The 17,448-nt window shown below is 63.9% G+C and carries 18 protein-coding genes; 3 read left to right on the top strand and 15 right to left on the bottom strand.

Annotated elements, in window-relative coordinates:
- Window positions 1-10: 10 nt before the first annotated feature.
- Entirely contained in the window at window positions 11-850 is an 840-nt protein-coding gene (gene panC / locus ACFJI2_RS05925) for a pantoate--beta-alanine ligase (RefSeq protein ID WP_107875338.1), read from the top strand.
- Between the two features lie 98 nt (window positions 851-948).
- A complete protein-coding gene (locus tag ACFJI2_RS05920) occupies window positions 949-1,962 on the top strand; it encodes a porin (protein ID WP_377704186.1) in 1,014 nt (337 codons plus the stop codon).
- 64 nt (window positions 1,963-2,026) lie between these two features.
- Here ACFJI2_RS05920 and ACFJI2_RS05915 read toward each other — a convergent pair whose 3' ends face one another.
- The 15 genes from ACFJI2_RS05915 to flhD form a co-directional block, all read right to left on the bottom strand.
- Window positions 2,027-3,241: an EAL and HDOD domain-containing protein gene (locus ACFJI2_RS05915; protein ID WP_377704184.1), complete on the bottom strand. Its 1,215-nt coding sequence runs from the start codon at window positions 3,239-3,241 to the stop codon at window positions 2,027-2,029.
- A gap of 68 nt (window positions 3,242-3,309) precedes the next feature.
- Window positions 3,310-3,699, bottom strand: a complete 390-nt coding sequence (cheY, locus tag ACFJI2_RS05910) for a chemotaxis response regulator CheY (protein ID WP_028104141.1) — start codon at window positions 3,697-3,699, stop codon at window positions 3,310-3,312.
- 122 nt (window positions 3,700-3,821) lie between these two features.
- A complete protein-coding gene (locus tag ACFJI2_RS05905; protein WP_377704183.1) occupies window positions 3,822-4,892 on the bottom strand; it encodes a chemotaxis response regulator protein-glutamate methylesterase in 1,071 nt (356 codons plus the stop codon).
- A gap of 22 nt (window positions 4,893-4,914) precedes the next feature.
- Window positions 4,915-5,511 (bottom strand): chemoreceptor glutamine deamidase CheD, encoded by a 597-nt coding sequence (cheD, locus tag ACFJI2_RS05900; protein WP_107875327.1) that lies wholly within the window; start codon window positions 5,509-5,511, stop codon window positions 4,915-4,917.
- Window positions 5,512-5,528: 17 nt separating this feature from the next.
- Window positions 5,529-6,359 carry a CheR family methyltransferase gene (locus ACFJI2_RS05895; protein WP_377704181.1) on the bottom strand — a complete coding sequence of 277 codons (831 nt, stop codon included), beginning with the start codon at window positions 6,357-6,359 and terminating at the stop codon, window positions 5,529-5,531.
- A gap of 53 nt (window positions 6,360-6,412) precedes the next feature.
- On the bottom strand, window positions 6,413-8,131 hold the full coding sequence (locus tag ACFJI2_RS05890) for a methyl-accepting chemotaxis protein (protein WP_107875612.1): 1,719 nt from the start codon (window positions 8,129-8,131) through the stop codon (window positions 6,413-6,415).
- 75 nt (window positions 8,132-8,206) lie between these two features.
- Entirely contained in the window at window positions 8,207-8,698 is a 492-nt protein-coding gene (locus ACFJI2_RS05885) for a chemotaxis protein CheW (RefSeq protein WP_107875321.1), read from the bottom strand.
- Between the two features lie 58 nt (window positions 8,699-8,756).
- Window positions 8,757-10,961, bottom strand: coding sequence for a chemotaxis protein CheA (gene cheA / locus ACFJI2_RS05880; protein WP_377704179.1), 2,205 nt, complete (start codon window positions 10,959-10,961; stop codon window positions 8,757-8,759).
- 38 nt (window positions 10,962-10,999) lie between these two features.
- A complete protein-coding gene (locus ACFJI2_RS05875; protein WP_107875314.1) occupies window positions 11,000-11,365 on the bottom strand; it encodes a response regulator in 366 nt (121 codons plus the stop codon).
- A 62-nt stretch (window positions 11,366-11,427) separates the two neighbouring features.
- On the bottom strand, window positions 11,428-11,976 hold the full coding sequence (locus ACFJI2_RS05870; RefSeq protein ID WP_107875311.1) for a chemotaxis protein: 549 nt from the start codon (window positions 11,974-11,976) through the stop codon (window positions 11,428-11,430).
- 39 nt (window positions 11,977-12,015) lie between these two features.
- Entirely contained in the window at window positions 12,016-12,975 is a 960-nt protein-coding gene (motB, locus tag ACFJI2_RS05865) for a flagellar motor protein MotB (protein WP_377704176.1), read from the bottom strand.
- Window positions 12,976-13,025: 50 nt separating this feature from the next.
- Window positions 13,026-13,886 carry a flagellar motor stator protein MotA gene (gene motA / locus ACFJI2_RS05860; RefSeq protein ID WP_377704175.1) on the bottom strand — a complete coding sequence of 287 codons (861 nt, stop codon included), beginning with the start codon at window positions 13,884-13,886 and terminating at the stop codon, window positions 13,026-13,028.
- Between the two features lie 93 nt (window positions 13,887-13,979).
- Window positions 13,980-14,750: an SAM-dependent methyltransferase gene (locus ACFJI2_RS05855; RefSeq protein ID WP_377704174.1), complete on the bottom strand. Its 771-nt coding sequence runs from the start codon at window positions 14,748-14,750 to the stop codon at window positions 13,980-13,982.
- A 46-nt stretch (window positions 14,751-14,796) separates the two neighbouring features.
- The gene (gene flhC / locus ACFJI2_RS05850; RefSeq protein WP_107875299.1) at window positions 14,797-15,339 is read right to left on the bottom strand and encodes a flagellar transcriptional regulator FlhC; all 543 of its coding nucleotides are present in this window, start codon (window positions 15,337-15,339) and stop codon (window positions 14,797-14,799) included.
- A gap of 14 nt (window positions 15,340-15,353) precedes the next feature.
- Window positions 15,354-15,671 carry a flagellar transcriptional regulator FlhD gene (gene flhD, locus ACFJI2_RS05845; protein WP_057157943.1) on the bottom strand — a complete coding sequence of 106 codons (318 nt, stop codon included), beginning with the start codon at window positions 15,669-15,671 and terminating at the stop codon, window positions 15,354-15,356.
- Window positions 15,672-16,183: 512 nt separating this feature from the next.
- Here flhD and kynU point away from each other — a divergent pair.
- On the top strand, window positions 16,184-17,443 hold the full coding sequence (gene kynU, locus ACFJI2_RS05840) for a kynureninase (RefSeq protein ID WP_377704172.1): 1,260 nt from the start codon (window positions 16,184-16,186) through the stop codon (window positions 17,441-17,443).
- The last annotated feature ends 5 nt before the right edge of the window (window positions 17,444-17,448 follow it).

Here is a 17,448-nt window from a genome sequence, read left to right as displayed (position 1 = left end):
GAAAAACACCATGAAAATCATTTCCTCCATAGAAGAACTGCGCGACCACCTGAGCGGCCAGTTGCGTACGGCCTTCGTGCCGACCATGGGCAATCTGCACGAAGGCCATTTGTCCCTGATGCGCCTGGCGCGCAAGCACGGCGACCCGGTGGTGGCGTCCATCTTCGTCAACCGCCTGCAGTTCGGCCCGAACGAGGATTTTGAAAAATACCCGCGCACCTTCCAGGCCGACGTGGAGAAACTGGAAAAGGAAGGCGTGTACGTGCTGTTCGCGCCGACCGAGAAGGATATGTACCCCGAGCCGCAGGAATACCGCGTGCAGCCGCCGGACGGCCTGGGCAACACGCTGGAAGGCGAATTCCGCCCCGGCTTCTTCACCGGCGTGAGCACGGTGGTGATGAAGCTGTTCTCCTGCGTGCGTCCGCGCGTGGCCGTGTTCGGCAAGAAGGATTACCAGCAGCTGATGATCATCCGTAACATGAGCCGCCAGTTCGCGCTACCCACCGAAATCATCGCCGCCGAGACCTACCGCGCCGACGACGGCCTGGCGCTGTCTTCGCGCAATATGTATCTGTCGCCGGAAGAGCGCGCCGAAGCGCCGGCGCTGTACCAGAGCCTGAACTTCGTAGCCAACGAGATGCGCGCCGGCCACCTGGACATCTTCCAGCTGGAGCACAAGGCCATGGAAGAGCTGGCCAAGCGCGGCTGGCAGCCGGACTACATTTCCATCCGCAAGCGCAGCGACCTGCAGCCGCCCGCCGCCGGCGACCTGGCGCAGGGCACGCCGCTGGTGGTGCTGGCCGCCGCCAAGCTGGGCACCACGCGCCTGATCGACAACCTCGAAATCTGACCGGCATCCATCATCCGTACAACGGTGGCGGTCCGCAGCGGCCGCCGCCGTGCTAAGCTGCATTTCCCGAGCTGCAGCTCCCTTCGCGAGGCGCCCTCATGCGGTTTGCTCCCCCTCCCCTTGCTTTGATCCTGCTCCTTCCCCTTGGCGCCAGCGCGCAGCTCGGCACCGTGCAAGTGTACGGCCAGGCCGACGTGTTTCTTGGCCGCGTCGCCACCAGCGGCGTGGCGGCGCGCGGCAACGCCGTCAACAGCGGCGGCATGACCACCTCGTACTGGGGCATAGGCGGCGTGGAGAGCCTGGGCGGCGGCCAGTCCGCCACCTTCGCCATCGAAGGCTTCATGCGGCTCGATACAGGCGAACAGGGCCGCACGCCGGGCGAAGGCCTGCTCACGCGCGCCGCCTACGTTGGGCTGAACGGCAGCTGGGGCGCCACCAAGATCGGACGCGTGCCCAATCCGCTGTTCCAGGCGTCGGCCGCGCTGAATCCCTACGGTTTCTCGACGCGGCTCTCGCCGCTGATGACGCAGATGTGGATCGTTCCCTACGGCAGCACGTCGGCCGGCGATTCGGGCTGGAGCAACGCGGTGCACTACACCTCGCCGGTGGTGAACGGCTTCAACGTGGTTGGCCAGTACGGGCTGGGCGAGCATGCGGCCAACAGCCCCGGCAACAACAAGGTGGCGGTGCTGAAGTACACCGGCCCGGCGCTGAGCGCGGCCGTGGCGGCGCAGCAGATCGGCTACGGCATCGGCATCACCAATGCCGCGCCCAGCCAGCGCACTTACTTTGCCGGCGCGGCGTATGACTTCAAGGTGGTGAAAGCCTATGCCAGCGTGGCGCGCAACAGCCAGGTCGGCAATGGGCGCAACACGCGCACCAGGCATCTGGGCTTGACCGTGCCGCAGGGCGCGGGGCGCTGGATGCTGGCGTGGGCGCGCGCCAATGAGCGCGTGCTGGGGAAGGCACCGTTCCACCGCGATACGGCGGCGGCCGGCTACGATTACAACCTGTCGCTGCGCACCGATGTGTACGCGTCCTATCTGTACGACAAGCTGAGCACGGCGGCCGATGGCAATACCTTCGCGCTGGGCATCCGGCACAGGTTCTAGGCGGCTCGCGGCGGCTTACGCAACCAGCCGTAGGGCGGGTTAGCCGCAGGCGTAACCCGCCGGATCAGCCGGCGATGCTCTGGGTCCAGGCCAGCGCCGACAGGTGGGCCTTGTTGACTTCGGCCGGCGTCAGGCTGAGCGCGCCGGCCAGCGAGGACACCAGGTTGCTGTTCAGCTCGCACGCCTCGGCCAGCGCCAGGTACTGGCCGTACTTGCCCGAGCGCGACAGCAGCGCCGCCACCACATCGTCCGACAGCTGGATGCTGGACAGCACCTCTTCCATCGGTATGCCCAGCAAGCGGTCCAGCAGCGAGAACATGCCGGCCACGAAGATGTTCTCCGCGTCCGCCTTGCCCAGCGCCTTGGTGCCGAGCAGCTCGGCCAGGCGGCCGCGCACCACGGCCGTTTCCAGCAGCACCGGCGAATAGCCGCTGGTGCTGGCGGTGGCCAGCAGCAGCGTCAGCCAGCGGTACAGCGGCGCGTAGCCCAGCAGGGTGATGGCCTGGCGCAGCGAGGCGATCTCGCGCCCGGCGCCGAAGCCGGCGGAATTGATGTAGCGCAGCAGCTTGTAGGACAGCGCGGCGTCGCGCTTGAGCACGTCTTCCAGCTGCTTGATGTCGGCGTTCGCGTTCACCATCTGCATCAGCTGCATGATGATGGTCTGCGCCGGGTTCATGCCCTTGGTGTCGCTGCCGGGGCGCGGCGTCAGGTGCAGCTTGCCGACGAAGGCATCCAGGCCGAGCGCGGCGCAGGCGTCGAAGTCGGCCCAGGTGGTGACGGGACGGCCCACCATGCGCAGGTTGGACGCCTTCAGCGCCGCGTAGGCGCGCGCCTGCGCGGCCACGTCGGCGCCGGTGAACTTCACTTCCACGAAGGACGCGATGGTGCCGAGGCGGCTGCCCACGCGCGCCAGGTCGGCGTCGCGCAGCAGGATGCCGACGCCGCCGGCGCGCAGCGCCTGCACGGCCGACAGCGTGTCCGCATTGGCCAGCGCGACCGCCTTGAGCGACAGCACGGTGTGCTCGGGCGGCAGGTTGTGCAGCGCGTCGGTCGACAGCATGCCGGGCACCGCTTCGAGGAACAGGGTTTTGTCGCGCAGCAGCCAGCCGTCTTCCTCGCTGTACACCTCGGCGGCCACGAAAGCCACCAGGTCTTCCAGCGCGGCTTGGGTGGGCAAGGCCACCTGGCCCGCCCCGCCCTGCCACGTCAGTTCGTATCCGACCACGCGCTGCCTGGGGTCGAGCAGCGGTTCACGAACAAGGTAGTTGGTTTGATGCATGTGGTGGTCGCTAAAAGTCAAAAAGCCGGCGCGTGCGCCGGCCCGTGCCCCTCGGGCCGCCCTGGCGGTCAGGCGCCGAGTTTTTCGAAGATCTTGTTCAGCTTTTCATCCAGCGTCGCGGCCGTGAACGGCTTGACCACGTAGCCATTGGCGCCGGCCTGGGCGGCGGCGATGATGTTTTCCTTCTTCGCTTCCGCGGTCACCATCAGCACCGGCAGCTTGGCCAGCGCGGGATCGGCGCGGATGTTTTGCAGCATGGTCAGGCCGTCCATGTTCGGCATATTCCAGTCGGACACCACGAAGTCGAACTGCTCCGCGCGCAGCTTGGCCAGTGCCATGACACCGTCTTCTGCCTCGTCCACATTGGCGTAACCCAGTTCCTTCAACAGATTCCGGACGATGCGGCGCATCGTCGAAAAATCGTCTACTACTAAAAATTTCATCTTTGGATCAGCCATGAATTACTCCGTTGATTCTCTTACGCGGTTGTTAATAGTGTCTATAAGCACGAGCTATTTGTAGCATAGCATTTTCGTTGCCCTAAGGCGAACAAAGTAGCAGTAATACGTCACCTGGCACTTTAAACGCGCAGTGCGCGCATGCCGTGTGTTGCAAGGTAGCCAAGCACCATGCCCGGCAGTGCCTGCAGCGCTCCCACCTCGTGCGTGGCGCCTACCGCGATCGCTTCGCGCGGCATGCCGAATACGACGCAGCTCGCTTCATCCTGGGCGAAATTATACGCCCCGGCGTTCTTCATCTCCAGCATGCCGGCCGCGCCGTCCTTGCCCATGCCGGTCAGGATCACGCCGACCGCGTTCTTGCCAGCGAACTGGGCCGCCGAACGGAACAGCACGTCCACCGACGGGCGGTGCCGGTTCACCGGCTCGCCCTGGTCGATCTTGGTCATGTAGTTGGCGCCCGAGCGCGCCAGCGTCAGGTGTGAGTGGCCGGGGGCGATGTAGGCGTGGCCCGGCAGCACGCGCTCGTTGCCGGCCGCTTCCACCACCGAGATCTTGCACAGCGAGTCGAGGCGCTTGGCGAAGGAACGCGTGAAGCCTTCCGGCATGTGCTGCGTGATCAGGATGCCGGGGCAGTCGGACGGCATCTGCATCAGGAATTCGCGGATCGCTTCGGTGCCGCCGGTGGAGGCGCCGATGATGATCAGTTTTTCCGACGACATCAGCGGGTTGCGCAGCTGCGGCAGCGCGGCCTGGCCGGGGGCGCCGGCCTGCGGCAGGGTGCGTGCGCGCACGCGGGCCTTGGAGGCGGCGCGGATCTTGTCGGCGATCAGGTCGGTGTATTCGCGCATGCCGCTCTGGATCGAGATCTTGGGCTTGGTGACGAAATCGACCGCGCCCAGCTCCAGCGCGCGCATGGTGATCTCGGAGCCGCGCTCGGTCAGCGAGGACACCATCACCACCGGCATGGGCCGCAGGCGCATCAGCTTTTCCAGGAAGTCGAGGCCGTCCATTTTCGGCATTTCCACGTCCAGCGTCAGCACGTCCGGGTTGGTCTGCTTGATCAGCTCGCGCGCCACCAGCGGATCGGGCGCCACGCCCACCACTTCCATGTCGGGCTGGTTGTTGATGATTTCGGTCATCACGCTGCGGATCAGCGCGGAGTCATCTACGATCACTACTTTGATCTTCATGATGGGGTCGTTTTTTTATTGGTTAAAACAGCTCAATCTCGCCAGCCACAGGCTGCTTCTTGAGGCGGCTGGCATACTCGATCTCGCGTTTCGCCAGCGTGTCGTTGTGCGACTGCATCAGCTTCTTGACCAGCACCTTGCCGGTGCGCGGGAAGAAGTACACCTTGCGCGGGTAGATGTCGTTCAGGTCTTCGGCCACGATGCGGATTTTTTCATTGCGCAGGAAGGTCTGCACGAAGGCGGCGTTGCGTTCGCCGACGTTGATGGCGGTGAAGCCCTTGAGCACCGCGCCGCCGCCGAACACCTTGGCTTCCAGGTTGTCGCGCCGCGCGCCCGCCTTCAGCAGGTCGTTGATCAGGATCTCCATGGCGTAGGTGCCGTAGCGCGCCGAAGCCGATACCGGGCTGCCGTCGCCGCCGCCGTCCGGCAGCATGAAGTGGTTCATGCCGCCCAGGCCCGTCACGCGGTCGCGGATGCAGGCCGACACGCAGGACCCCAGCACGGTCACGATCAGCATGTCCTTGGCGGTGAAATAGTATTCACCCGGCAGTATCTTCGCGGCGTCGCAGTCGAAGGTCCTGTCGTAATAGACGTTGGTGGCAAATTGTTCTAAATCCATGGCGCGCCCTTAGTGTTCTATCTTCTGTCCAGCTCATATACGGTCTTGCCGCGCAGCTTCAGCGAATCGGACACATACAGGAAGTTCTCCGAGTGGCCGGCAAACAGCAGCGCGTCCGGTTTCATCAGCGGGACGAAGCGGGACAGTATTTTACGCTGAGTAGCCTTGTCGAAGTAAATCATCACGTTGCGGCAGAAGATCACGTCGAACGGGCCGGTCACCGGCCACTGGTCGGCCAGCAGGTTGAGCTGCTTGAAGGTGATCATGTTGCGCAGCTCGGGGCGCACGCGCGCCATGCCCTCCTTGTCGCCCTTCCCTTTCAGGAAAAAGCGGCGCTGGCGCTCGGGCGACATCTTGTCCAGCCGGTCCATGGTGTAGACGCCGTTGGCGCCCGCCGCCAGCACATTGGTGTCGATGTCGGTGGCGATGATGGTGGCCGGCGGCGTCAGCGTGTTGAACGCCTCGCACAGGGTCATGGCGATGGAGTACGGCTCCTCGCCGGTGGAGGCGGCCGAGCACCAGATGGTCAGGTCGCGCTTGTTCTTCACGTGCTCGGCCAGCAACGGGAAGTGGTGCGCCTCGCGGAAGAAGGAAGTGAGGTTGGTGGTCAGAGCATTGGTGAAGGACTCCCACTCATCGCCCAGCCGCCCTGCCTCCAGTTCGTCCAGGTACGTCATGAACGACGAGATGCCGGTAGCGCGCAGGCGCCGCGCCAGCCGGCTGTACACCATCTCCTGCTTGCTGTCGGCCAGCGAAATGCCGGCCCGCTTGTAGATCAGGCCACGGACCCGCTCGAAGTCCCTGGCGTTGAAATCAAACTCTTTGACGGTGTCTTTAGAATGCGGCATTTGTCTATCCTTAAATCGTACTGCCTGGAACAATGCCTGCTACGGCGTCCTGCTTAAAATTCTTCCCAATCGTCGCCCGGGGCCGCCGAAGCGAGTTTTTTGGGCGCGGCCTTGGGCGCCGCTTTCGGCGCCGCCACCACGGCGGTGCGCGGGGCCGGCTTGGCCACAGGTGCCGGCTTGGCCGCTGCGCGCGGCGCCGGTGCCGCCATGCGGCTGTGCATGGCGTCGCTCGAGAGCTTGAAGATGCTCACCGCGTGCGCCAGGTTCTGCGCCTGCTCCTGCATGCTTTCGGCCGCCGCCGCCGCCTCTTCCACCAGGGCCGCGTTCTGCTGCGTCATTTCGTCCATCTGCGTGATGGCCTGGTTCACTTCCTCGATGCCGTTGCTCTGTTCCTGCGTGGCGGCCGTGATCTCGCCCATGATATCAGCCACCTGCTTGATCGAGGTCACGATCAGTTCCATGGTCTGGCCGGCTTCGTCCACCAGGCGGCTGCCCGCGTCCACCTTGTCCACCGAATCGCCGATCAGTTCCTTGATCTCCTTGGCCGCGCCGGCCGAACGCTGCGCCAGGTTGCGCACCTCGGACGCCACCACTGCGAAGCCGCGGCCCTGCTCGCCCGCGCGCGCCGCTTCCACCGCCGCGTTCAGCGCCAGGATGTTGGTCTGGAAGGCGATGCCGTCGATCACGCCGATAATATCCACGATCTTGCTGGACGATGCCTTGATCGAACCCATGGTCTCGACCACTTGCGACACCACCGAACCGCCCTTCACCGCCACCGAGGAGGCCGACACGGCCAGCTGGTTGGCCTGGCGCGCGTTGTCCGCGTTCTGCTTCACGGTGGAGGTCAGTTCCTCCATCGAGCTGGCCGTTTCCTCCAGCGAGCTGGCCTGCGACTCGGTGCGCGAGGACAGGTCGGCGTTGCCGGAGGCGATTTCCTGCGAGGCCACGGTAATGGTCTCGGTGCTGGCGCGCACGTCGGCGACGGTGCGCACCAGGCTTTCGTTCATGTCTTTCAGCGCCTGCAGCAGGTCGCTGGTTTCATCCTTGCCTTCCACGGTGACTTGCGAGGTCAGCTCGCCGGCCGCCACCTTCTGCGCCACCGCCACCGCGCCTTGCAGCGGGCCGGTGATGGAGGACGTGATCAGGATGGCGCCCAGCACGCCGATGGCCACCGCCACGCCGCCCATCACGAACAGCATCACCATCAGCTGGGTGTCGGCCGAGACCGAGCCTTCCAGCACATTGTTGGCGGCCTTCTGCTGCATGTCCACCAGGCCGTTCAGGGCCGCCAGCGTTTGCTGGTTGAGCGGGTCGATGCGGCTGGCGATCACCTTGGCCGCGCCTTCGCTGTTAAACGCCAGCACCTGGCCGATGGCTTCCTTGAAGGCCACGTCCACGTCCTTGTCCAGCGCGGCGATATCGCTCAGCGCCTTCTTTTCCGCGTCGTTCAGGCCCAGGCTTTGCAGCTTCTCGCGCGCCGCGTCGTAGCGCTTGCGCTGCTCCTTGACCTTGTTTTCTTCCTTCTGCATCAGGCTCACGTCCGACTGCAAGCCGATATTGCGCATGGCGATGCCGGTTTCCAGCATCGCGCTTTTCATGGTGGCCGCCTGCAGCGTCTTGGCCGTGGTCAGTTCCAGGCCGGTGCGCAGCTGGCCCTTGTTGCGGTAGTTCAGTACGTTCGTCAGCAACACCATCGCGACCAGGATCAGCAAAATGCTGCCAAAGCCCAAACGCAGGCGGGTACCAATTTTAAAGTCGCGTAAATTCATCTTCATCTCCCTGTTTTTTATTGCGCGGCGGGCGCAGCCTCTCCGGGCCATCGCCGCCGCCGCTGCCGCGCGGTCTTACGCAGCCAGCTTGTCGATCAGGCCCATCTCCGGGCTGGACATGAGCTTGTCGATGTCGACCAGGATCAGCATGCGCTCGTCGATGGTGCCCAGGCCTATCATGTACTCGGTGCTGAAGGCGGTGCCCATTTCCGGCGCCGGCTTGACCTGCTCGGGCATCAGCGTGGTCACGTCCGACACCGAATCGACCACCATGCCGACCACGCGGCCGTTGATGTTCAGGATGATGACGACGGTGAACTGGTCGTACACCGGATCGCCCAGATTGAACTTGATGCGCATGTCCACCACCGGGATGATGATGCCGCGCAGGTTGATCACGCCCTTGATGAACTCCGGCGCGTTGGCGATGCGGGTCACCGCTTCGTAGCCGCGGATCTCCTGCACTTTCAGGATGTCGATGCCGTATTCCTCTTTGCCGAGGGTGAAGGCGAGGAATTCGCGGCCGGCGATATCGTGGTTGCCGGCGTTCTGGATTGCGTCTGACATGATGGATTCCTTCTAGCTAGGGTACTGACTTAGTGTAGAGCCCAGTGTATGGGTTAATTCAGGAAAAAATGGATTCGTCCGCCAGTTGGCGCGACGAGCGTATCAACGCCGCCACATCCAGGATCAGCGAAACGCCGCCGTCGCCCAGGATGGTGGCGCCGGAGATGCCGGCCACCTTGCGGTAGTTCGACTCCAGGTTCTTCACCACCACCTGCTGCTGCCCGACCAGGTCGTCGATGAACAGCGCCGCCTTGCGCCCTTCCGTTTCCAGGATCACCACCAGCCCCTCGGACGGGTCGGTGAAGCGCGGCGTGATGTCGAACATCTGGTACAGCGGGATCAAGGGCAGGTATTCGCCGCGTACCTTGATCACCTTGCCCTTGCCGGAGATTTCCTTCACGTCCTCCGGCACCGGCTGCATCGATTCGATGACGAAGCCCAGCGGCAGGATGTAGATCTCCTCGCCCACCTTGATCGACATGCCGTCCAAAATGGCCAGCGTGAGCGGCAGCGAAATCGAGATGGTGGTGCCGAAGCCCTTGGCAGAGCGGATGTCCACCGTGCCGCCCATGGCGGCGATATTGCGCTTGACCACGTCCATGCCCACGCCGCGGCCGGACACGTCGGTGACCTGGTCGGCGGTCGAGAAACCGGGCGCGAAGATCAGCTGCCACACTTCGGCGTCGCTCATGGTGTCGGTCACCGGCAGGCCGGAAGACTTGGCCTTGGCCAGGATCTTCTCGCGGTTCAAGCCGCCGCCGTCGTCCGACACTTCGATGATGATGTTGCCGCCCTGGTGGCTGGCCGACAGGAACAGCCGGCCGGCGTCGGTCTTGCCGGCCGCGCGCCGCACCTCCGGCATTTCGATGCCGTGGTCAATCGAGTTGCGCACCAGGTGCGTCAGCGGGTCGACAATGCGCTCGATCAGGCCCTTGTCCAGTTCCGTGGCGGCGCCGTTGGTAATGAAGTCCACCCTCTTGCCCAGCTTGGCGGCCAGGTCGCGCACCATGCGCGGGAAGCGCGAGAACACGAAGTCCATCGGCATCATGCGGATCGACATCACCGCTTCCTGCAGGTCGCGCGTGTTGCGGGTCAGCTGGCTCACGCTGTTGAGCAGGCGCTCGTGCACCATGGGGTCCAGCGTGTCCACGCGCTGCTCGATCATGGCCTGCGTGATCACCAGCTCGCCCACCAGGTTGATCAGCTGGTCGACCTTTTCGATCGATACGCGGATCGACGACGATTCCGCGCCGCCGGCGGCCGGGGCAGGCTTGTCGGCCTCCTTCTTCACCACGGCGGCCTTTTTCTCCTCTTCCACCGGGGCCGGTTCGTCCTTGATGCCGGCCTTGGCGCGGATGGCCTCCACCGGCTCGAAGAAGCCGTAGCCGCGCGCGTCGTCGGCGCCGGCAGCCGCATCGGCGCGGATCTGTTCGAGCGGCTGGAAGAAGCCGTAGCCCGGCGCGCCCGCCGATGCGGCCACGGCGGCAGGCTTGGCGGCCGGTTCGGGATCGAAGAAGCCGTAGCCCTGGTCGTCCTCCACGCGCTTGCGCTCGGCGCTTTCCAGCGCCTGCTGCTCGGGCGTGAGCGCGGGCAGCTCGGACACCGTCATGTCGTCCGGGTTCAGGATGAAGGAGCAGATCGAGATGATGTCGTCCAGGCTCTCGTGCGTGGTCACCACCAGCGCGGTGCGCCCGCCGTCGAGCGGCGTGGTGCTGACGGCGCCCAGCAGGCCCACTTCGGCCGCCAGCGCGCCGATTTCACGCTGCTCCATCTGCGGCAGGTCCAGGCGGTAGCGGCGCCCGCCGCTGTGGTCCACCGTTTCCTCGGGCGGCGCGCTGACGAAGGACGGCGCCACGTGCGTCATCTCGGCCACCACGTCCTGCGACAGCGACTGCAGCATCATGCGCACATTGGCCACCGCGTCCTGGTCCACGGCCGAACCGAGGCGGTGCCCGTCCAGCTGCATCTTGAGGATGTCCTTGGCGGCCAGGAAGGCGTCCACGTGCTCGGAAGTGAGCGCCATCTCGCCCTTGCGGATGCGGTCCAGCAGCGTTTCCAGGATATGGGTCACTTCCGTCATGTCGTTCAGGCCGAACGTGCCGGCGCCGCCCTTGACGGAATGGGCGGTGCGGAAGATCGCGTTCAGATCCTCTTCGGTGGGCGCGGCGAGATCGACCGCCAGCAGCAGCCGTTCCATTTCAGCCAGCAGCTCCTCGGCCTCGTCGAAGAAGACCTGGTAGAACTGGCTAATGTCGATGGTCATGGCGAGACTCCATCAAGTACTAAACACATGGCAGCCCCTTAGCCAATGACCTTTTTTACTACCTCGATGAGACGCTGCGGATCGAAAGGCTTGACCAGCCAGCCATTGGCGCCGGCAGCACGGCCCTTGGCCTTCATTTCGTCGGACGATTCGGTGGTCAGCATCAGGATCGGGGTCTTCTGATAGGTCGGCAGCTCGCGCAGCAGCTTGATCAGCTGCAGGCCGTCCATGCGCGGCATGTTCTGGTCGGTCAGCACCAGGTCCACGGTCTGCTGCTTGGCTTTCTCGAGGCCGTCCTGTCCGTCGACCGCTTCCACCACCTGGTAGCCGGCCGCCTTCAGGCTGAAGGCCACCATCTGGCGCAAAGAGCTGGAATCGTCAACTGCAAGTATTGTTTTAGCCATTGTGTTTTCTCGCTATGTTCAAAGTGTTACATTCGAATTGCATTCGGGACGGCAGACCGGGCTCAGAACAGCTCGATGTCGCCGCTTTCCAGGTGTTTTTGGCTTACCGCCTTGCGCAGCACGCTGCGCAGCTCCAGGCTCTGGATTGCCAGCGCCATGCTGACCTTCCCGAGCAGGTCCACGATTTCTTCATTGTCGCTGTCGGGCACCATCTCGGCGCCGTGCGCGCCCAGGGTGCCGAGGAATTCGCGCAAGCCGGTCACCCGCTTCAGCGTGCGGTCGATCAGCTGGCTGGTCATGTCCTGGAACTGCATGCTGGTGACGGCCGCATTGACGTAGGCGCCCACCTGCTCGGACAGCGCGGCCAGTTCGGCCTTTTGCTCCGGCGACGGCGAGCCGCCCTCGAGCAGCAGGTTGATGGCGGCCTGCTGCGCCGTCACGGTTTCATGGATGGCCATGAAATTGCGCGACAGCTTCTCGATGGCCTCTTCCAGCAGCAGATTGGTCTGGATCAGGTCCGTCTCGACTTCCGTCAGATGGCGCCGCCCGTGGTCCGACACGCCCGACAGCAGGCGCTTCACATGGGAGCCCAGGATTTTTTTTCTCGTCATATCAGTCTCGTTCTCGATACCCGCCGTGGTACGGCGTCGCTACTTCTTGTTCGGTGCTGCCGGCGCCGGCTGGGGCGCCGCCGCCCCCGCTGCGGCATTGGTGGCGTCGGTGTCGGTGCCCACGTCGAGCTTGGCGCCGTCGCGCGATACCGCGTCCTCGGTTTTCTTGTTCATCACCACGATGCTGATGCGGCGGTTGATGGGGTTGAACGGGTCGAGCCGGTCCAGGTGCACGGCCGAGGCCAGGCCGACCACGCGCAGGATCTTGGTGTCGGCCATGCCGCCTGCGATCAGCGCGCGGCGCGAGGCGTTGGCGCGGTCGGCCGACAGTTCCCAGTTGCTGTAGCCGGCGTCGGTGAAGTACGGCGTGGAATCGGTGTGGCCCGACAGGCCGATCTTGTTTGGCACGTCGTTCAGCACCACGCCGATCTCCTGCAGGATCTCCTTGGTGTACGGCTGCAGCTGGGCACTGGCCAGCGCGAACATGGGCCGGTTCTGCTCGTCCACGATCTGGATGCGCAAGCCTTCGCTGGTGAAGTCCAGCAGCAACTGCTTCTTGTACTTGCTCAGCAGCGGATTGCTCTCGATCTTGGCTTCGATTTTTTCCTTCAGCTTCTGCAGGCGCTCGGTTTCCTGGCGCTCCAGCTCGGCCTTGGCGGCGGTCAGGTTGAAGGTCTTCTTGCTGACGGTGGGATCGTCGGCCAGCTTGACCTGGCCTTCCTTGCGCGTCAGGTCCTTGCCGCCGCCGGGAATCACGGACGAGCTGTCGCCGCTGCCCGAGCCGCCCTGCATGGCCACCTTGAGCGGCGTCTTGAAGTACTCGGAAATGCCGTTCAAGTCGCCCTTGGTGGTCGAGCCGAGCAGCCACATCAGCAGGAAGAACGCCATCATCGCCGTCACGAAGTCGGCGTACGCGATTTTCCACGCGCCGCCGTGGTGGCCATGGCCGCCTTTCTTGATGCGCTTGACTACTATCGGCCGCAAGCCCTCGTCAGCCATGGCGTTTCCTTAATGTTTCCATATTTCAATAATGATACGTGAGACCGGGCTTATTTGGTTTTGGATTTTTTGATGTGTTCCTCTAATTCGGAGAACGTCGGACGCTCGGTCGAGTACAGCACCTTGCGGCCGAACTCGATGGCCAGCGCCGGCGCGTAGCCGTTCAGGCTGGCCAGCAGCGTCACTTTCACACATTGGAACATCTTGGTTTCTTCTTCCAGCTTCTGCTCGTGCAGGCTGGCCAGCGGGCCGACGAAACCGTAAGCGAGCAAGATACCGAGGAAGGTGCCGACCAGCGCCTTCGCGATCAGCAAGCCCAGCTCGGACGGCGGAATGCCGACCGACTCCATGGTGTGCACCACGCCCATCACGCAAGCGACGATGCCGAACGCCGGCATGCCGTCGCCCAGCTTGGCGATGGCGCCGGCCGGCACCATGCCCTCGTGGTGGTGGGTGTCGATCTCGTTGTCCATCAGGTTCTCGATCTGGAAGGCGTCCATGTTCCCGGACACCATCAAGCGCAGATAATCGGTCATGAATTCCACGACGTGGTGGTCGGCCAGCACCGCCGGATATTTGCTGAACAGCGGGCTCTCGCCGGGCGAATCGATATCGCCCTCGATCGACATCAGGCCTTCCTTGCGCACCTTGGACAGCACGTCGAACATCAGCGACATCAGTTCCATGTACAGGTCTTTGGTGTGGCGCGAACCGCGGAACAGGCCGGGGATGGCGGCCAGCGTGGCCTTGATGGCCTTGCCGTTATTGCCCACAAAAAAAGCACCAACCGCGGCGCCGCCGATCTGCAGCAATTCAACGGGCTGGAACAGCGAGGCTATGTGCCCGCCGGCGGCGGCGAAACCGCCGAACACGCAGCCGAGTACGACTAAATATCCAAGTATGACTAACAAGAGTGGCGGCTCCGAAATAGATAGAGAAACGCTAAATTAACAGGTGGAACTACAATAGCGTGAGACAGGGGGGAGGGGCAAGCAAAAGACGCGTTAAAAGCGCCAGACATAGAGCGCTGGGCCGTGCTCTGTGGTAACTATGGTCTTGACGGGTGGACAAGCGTGGATCTCGAATTCATAGCTCATCAACAAGCTGCCGGGCCGCATCTCGACCTCGGCCTTGGCCCACAGTCCGCTCATGGCGGCCGGCGACAGATAGGCAAACACCATGTCATAGTCGCCGAAGTGGAGCTGCTCGTAATCGCCGCACACGAAGCGGGCGCGGCTGCCGGACATGGCGGCCCGCAGGCGCGAATACAGCCAGGGCAGCGGCGCCAGCTCGATGCCGGTGACCTGCGCGTCCGGCCGGGCGCGCGCCAGGTGCAGCGCCATGCCGCCCATGCCGCTGCCGATATCGATCAGGCGCAGGCCGGGCGTGGCCGGCAGTTCGGCCGCCACGGCCGCCCACACGGCCGGACCGGACGGGTACAGCGGCACCTGGGTGCGGTAGGTGGACCAGAACAGGCCCATCAGCACAACGAACACTATTAAATAGAAAGCCGGCGGCAGCGCCAGCGCGCTCGCGCCCAGCAGCGCCAGCGGGAACAGCAGCTGGATCGGGCGCCACCACTGCGCCAGGCCGTAATGCACCGTCAGCAAGGCGGCAATCACGCCCTGCACCACCGCCACGTCCGGCAGGCCGGGCTTCAGGCCCACGGTGGCCAGCAGGTAGATGACGGCCAGCGTCATGGGATAGGCGCCGGCCTGGATGAAGGCGGCGCGCAGGATGGGAACGCGCGCCAGCCGGCGCAGGCGTGCAAGCATGCTCACGCCCTGCCCCGGCTGGCGAGGAGAATGATGGGGGTACGGCTCACGCGGCAAGCGCGTCTTCTTTGGCTTTTTTGGTCTTGCCGGCGCGCGAAGGCATGTGGCACAGGCCGCAGACGTAGTCGCCATGCAGGTCCATGGTGTTGACGACGAATTTGCCCTGGCATTTGCCGCACGGGGCCAGCTTCAGCATGTCGCTGTTGAAGAAGCGCACCAGGGTCCAGGCGCGCGTCAGCGACAGCACGGCTTCCTGGCCGGGTTCCGGCGGCATTTGTTCGAGGTAGAGCTGGTAAGCCTTCATCACGGCCTGGATGCCGCTGGCGCCCGCATGCAGCACCAGGAAGCTGTGGATGTTGATGAACAGCGAGGAATGGATGTTGGGCTGCCAGGTCAGGAACCAGTCGGTGGAAAACGGCAGCATGCCCTTGGGCGGCGACACGCCGCGCAGTTCCTTGTACAGCTTGAGCAGGCGTTCGCGCGACAGCGACACTTCGTTTTCCAGCAGCTGCAGCCGGGCGCCCAGGTTGATCAGCTCGATGGCCAGCTGGATTTCCTGTGCTTCGCTAACGACGCTCTTCTTGCTCATGGTGTGCTCCCGAATTAAGCGATTTCTTCGGCTGGCTGGCCGGCCATCAGGATGGCGGCGTGCGACTGGGCCAGCGAACGGTCTTTATTGTAGTTGGTCAGCATGCCCAGGATGGCGCCGTCGTCGAAGCGGAAGCGGGCCAGCATCATGTTGCCGCCTGCCAGTTTCAGGATCTGGGCATTGCTCATGCCTTCGATCAGTTCGGCGATGTCGGCCGAGATGCCCAGGCGGAAGATTGCGGTCACTTTGTCGGCACGGATCATCTGCTGAGCCAGCATCAAATAGCTCAGGTTTGCGTCGCGGATCTCAGCCATCATGTCGTTCGCAGTCATTTCCATCTCCTCGTCAGAACTCGTTAGTAACGCAATTGCGTTTCCGTTGAGATACATTCTGCTGGAGCGGACTCAGGGGGAGAAGCGGACGACGGCTGTATTTTGGGTCGGGAAATGGCGAACGCACCCTGTCAGCGTTTGTCTGACAAACGCAGGGCGATCATAGTGCAACACCAGGACTGGTGCGGGTTTGCGGCGATGTTACTTTCAAGATATAACCTTGTTTTTAGGCAAAAAACAGAGGGGTAATCTGACTCTTTTTTGCTACATCTAAACCGGTAACGGCACGGTTTCCAGGAACTTTAGGGTCCAAACCAAAATTTTTTGAAAAATTTTGAAGTTTTTCCCGGCCTGCCGAACACGCTTTGCGGCGTATCTAAACCGGGTAACGGCAGCGATTTGGGGAACTTTAGGGTTTTTTTGAATTTTTTTTTGAAAATTCTCAAAAAAGTTCGCAGCCGCCTGCGGTTTGCTACACTTCGCCATCCCCACACTAGTTGAAGCCTAAAGCAATGACTGCACAGACCAACCGCAACGACTGCCTGGCCCGCGACGCGCAAGATCCGCTCGCCGCCCTGCGCGACCAGTTCGATCTGCCCACCGGCGTGATCTACCTGGACGGCAACTCCCTGGGCGCCCGCCCGAAGGCGGCGCTGGCCCGCGCCCAGGATGTCATCGCCCGCGAATGGGGCAAGGACTTGATCAAGAGCTGGAACACGGCAGGCTGGTTCGACCTGCCCAAGCGCCTGGGCAATCGCCTGGCGCCGCTGATCGGCGCGGGCGGGGGCGAAGTCGTGGTCACCGACACCACCTCGCTGAACCTGTTCAAGGCGCTGGCCGCCGCCGTGCACCTGCAGGCGCAGTCGCCGTCGCGCGCCACGCGCCGCGTCATCGTTACCGAGCGCAGCAACTTCCCGACCGACATCTATATGGCGCAGGGCCTGTCGAGCTGGCTCGAGCGCGGCTACACCGTCAAGCTGGTGGACAGCGTGGACGAGCTCCCGGCCGCTGTCGATGGCGACACCGCCGTGCTGATGCTCACCCATGTGAACTACCGCACCGGCTACCAGCACGACATGGCCGCCGTCACCGCCCTCGCCCACGCGCGCGGCGCCGTGGTGATGTGGGACCTGGCCCACTCGGCCGGCGCGGTGCCGGTGGACCTGAACGGCGCCGGCGCCGACTTCGCCGTGGGCTGCACTTATAAGTACCTGAACGGCGGTCCGGGCGCGCCCGCCTTCATCTGGGTGCCCGAAAAGCACCAGGCCGCGTTCACGCAGCCGCTGTCGGGCTGGTGGGGCCACGCGGCGCCGTTCGCCATGGCGCCGGACTTCGAGCCGACCGCCGGCATCGGCCGCGCGCTGTGCGGCACCCAGCCCATCGTCTCGCTGGCCATGGTGGAATGCGGGCTGGACGTGTTCGAGCAGACCAGCATGGCCGCGATCCGCGCCAAGTCGCTGGCGCTGACCGATCTGTTCATCGAACTGGTGGAGGCGCGCTGCGGCGGCCATCCGCTGGGCCTGGTCACGCCGCGCGAACATGCGCGGCGCGGCAGCCAGGTCAGCTTCACGCATCCGCACGGCTACGCCGTCATGAGCGCCCTGATCGCGCGCGGCGTGATCGGCGACTACCGCGAGCCGGAAATCATGCGCTTCGGCTTCACGCCGCTGTACACCAGCTATGCCGACGTGTGGGATGCGGTCGAAATCCTGAAACAGATCCTGGACAATGAAGACTACGACGTGGCCGCCGAACGCGGCGCCGTGACCTGAGAAAG

Source organism: Pseudoduganella sp. UC29_71 (assembly GCF_042693265.1).
GTDB lineage: Bacteria > Pseudomonadota > Gammaproteobacteria > Burkholderiales > Burkholderiaceae_D > Rugamonas.
This window is presented reverse-complemented; position numbering and strand designations above follow the sequence as displayed.

What these genes read in the sequence shown, in the direction of transcription:
- panC (WP_107875338.1), top strand. Translation starts at nt 11, where the DNA reads ATGAAAATCATTTCCTCCATAGAAGAACTGCGCGACCACCTGAGCGGC.
- ACFJI2_RS05920 (WP_377704186.1), top strand. Translation starts at nt 949, where the DNA reads ATGCGGTTTGCTCCCCCTCCCCTTGCTTTGATCCTGCTCCTTCCCCTT.
- ACFJI2_RS05915 (WP_377704184.1), bottom strand. Translation starts at nt 3,241, where the DNA reads ATGCATCAAACCAACTACCTTGTTCGTGAACCGCTGCTCGACCCCAGG.
- cheY (WP_028104141.1), bottom strand. Translation starts at nt 3,699, where the DNA reads ATGGCTGATCCAAAGATGAAATTTTTAGTAGTAGACGATTTTTCGACG.
- ACFJI2_RS05905 (WP_377704183.1), bottom strand. Translation starts at nt 4,892, where the DNA reads ATGAAGATCAAAGTAGTGATCGTAGATGACTCCGCGCTGATCCGCAGC.
- cheD (WP_107875327.1), bottom strand. Translation starts at nt 5,511, where the DNA reads ATGGATTTAGAACAATTTGCCACCAACGTCTATTACGACAGGACCTTC.
- ACFJI2_RS05895 (WP_377704181.1), bottom strand. Translation starts at nt 6,359, where the DNA reads ATGCCGCATTCTAAAGACACCGTCAAAGAGTTTGATTTCAACGCCAGG.
- ACFJI2_RS05890 (WP_107875612.1), bottom strand. Translation starts at nt 8,131, where the DNA reads ATGAATTTACGCGACTTTAAAATTGGTACCCGCCTGCGTTTGGGCTTT.
- ACFJI2_RS05885 (WP_107875321.1), bottom strand. Translation starts at nt 8,698, where the DNA reads ATGTCAGACGCAATCCAGAACGCCGGCAACCACGATATCGCCGGCCGC.
- cheA (WP_377704179.1), bottom strand. Translation starts at nt 10,961, where the DNA reads ATGACCATCGACATTAGCCAGTTCTACCAGGTCTTCTTCGACGAGGCC.
- ACFJI2_RS05875 (WP_107875314.1), bottom strand. Translation starts at nt 11,365, where the DNA reads ATGGCTAAAACAATACTTGCAGTTGACGATTCCAGCTCTTTGCGCCAG.
- ACFJI2_RS05870 (WP_107875311.1), bottom strand. Translation starts at nt 11,976, where the DNA reads ATGACGAGAAAAAAAATCCTGGGCTCCCATGTGAAGCGCCTGCTGTCG.
- motB (WP_377704176.1), bottom strand. Translation starts at nt 12,975, where the DNA reads ATGGCTGACGAGGGCTTGCGGCCGATAGTAGTCAAGCGCATCAAGAAA.
- ACFJI2_RS05855 (WP_377704174.1), bottom strand. Translation starts at nt 14,750, where the DNA reads ATGCTTGCACGCCTGCGCCGGCTGGCGCGCGTTCCCATCCTGCGCGCC.
- flhC (WP_107875299.1), bottom strand. Translation starts at nt 15,339, where the DNA reads ATGAGCAAGAAGAGCGTCGTTAGCGAAGCACAGGAAATCCAGCTGGCC.
- flhD (WP_057157943.1), bottom strand. Translation starts at nt 15,671, where the DNA reads ATGACTGCGAACGACATGATGGCTGAGATCCGCGACGCAAACCTGAGC.
- kynU (WP_377704172.1), top strand. Translation starts at nt 16,184, where the DNA reads ATGACTGCACAGACCAACCGCAACGACTGCCTGGCCCGCGACGCGCAA.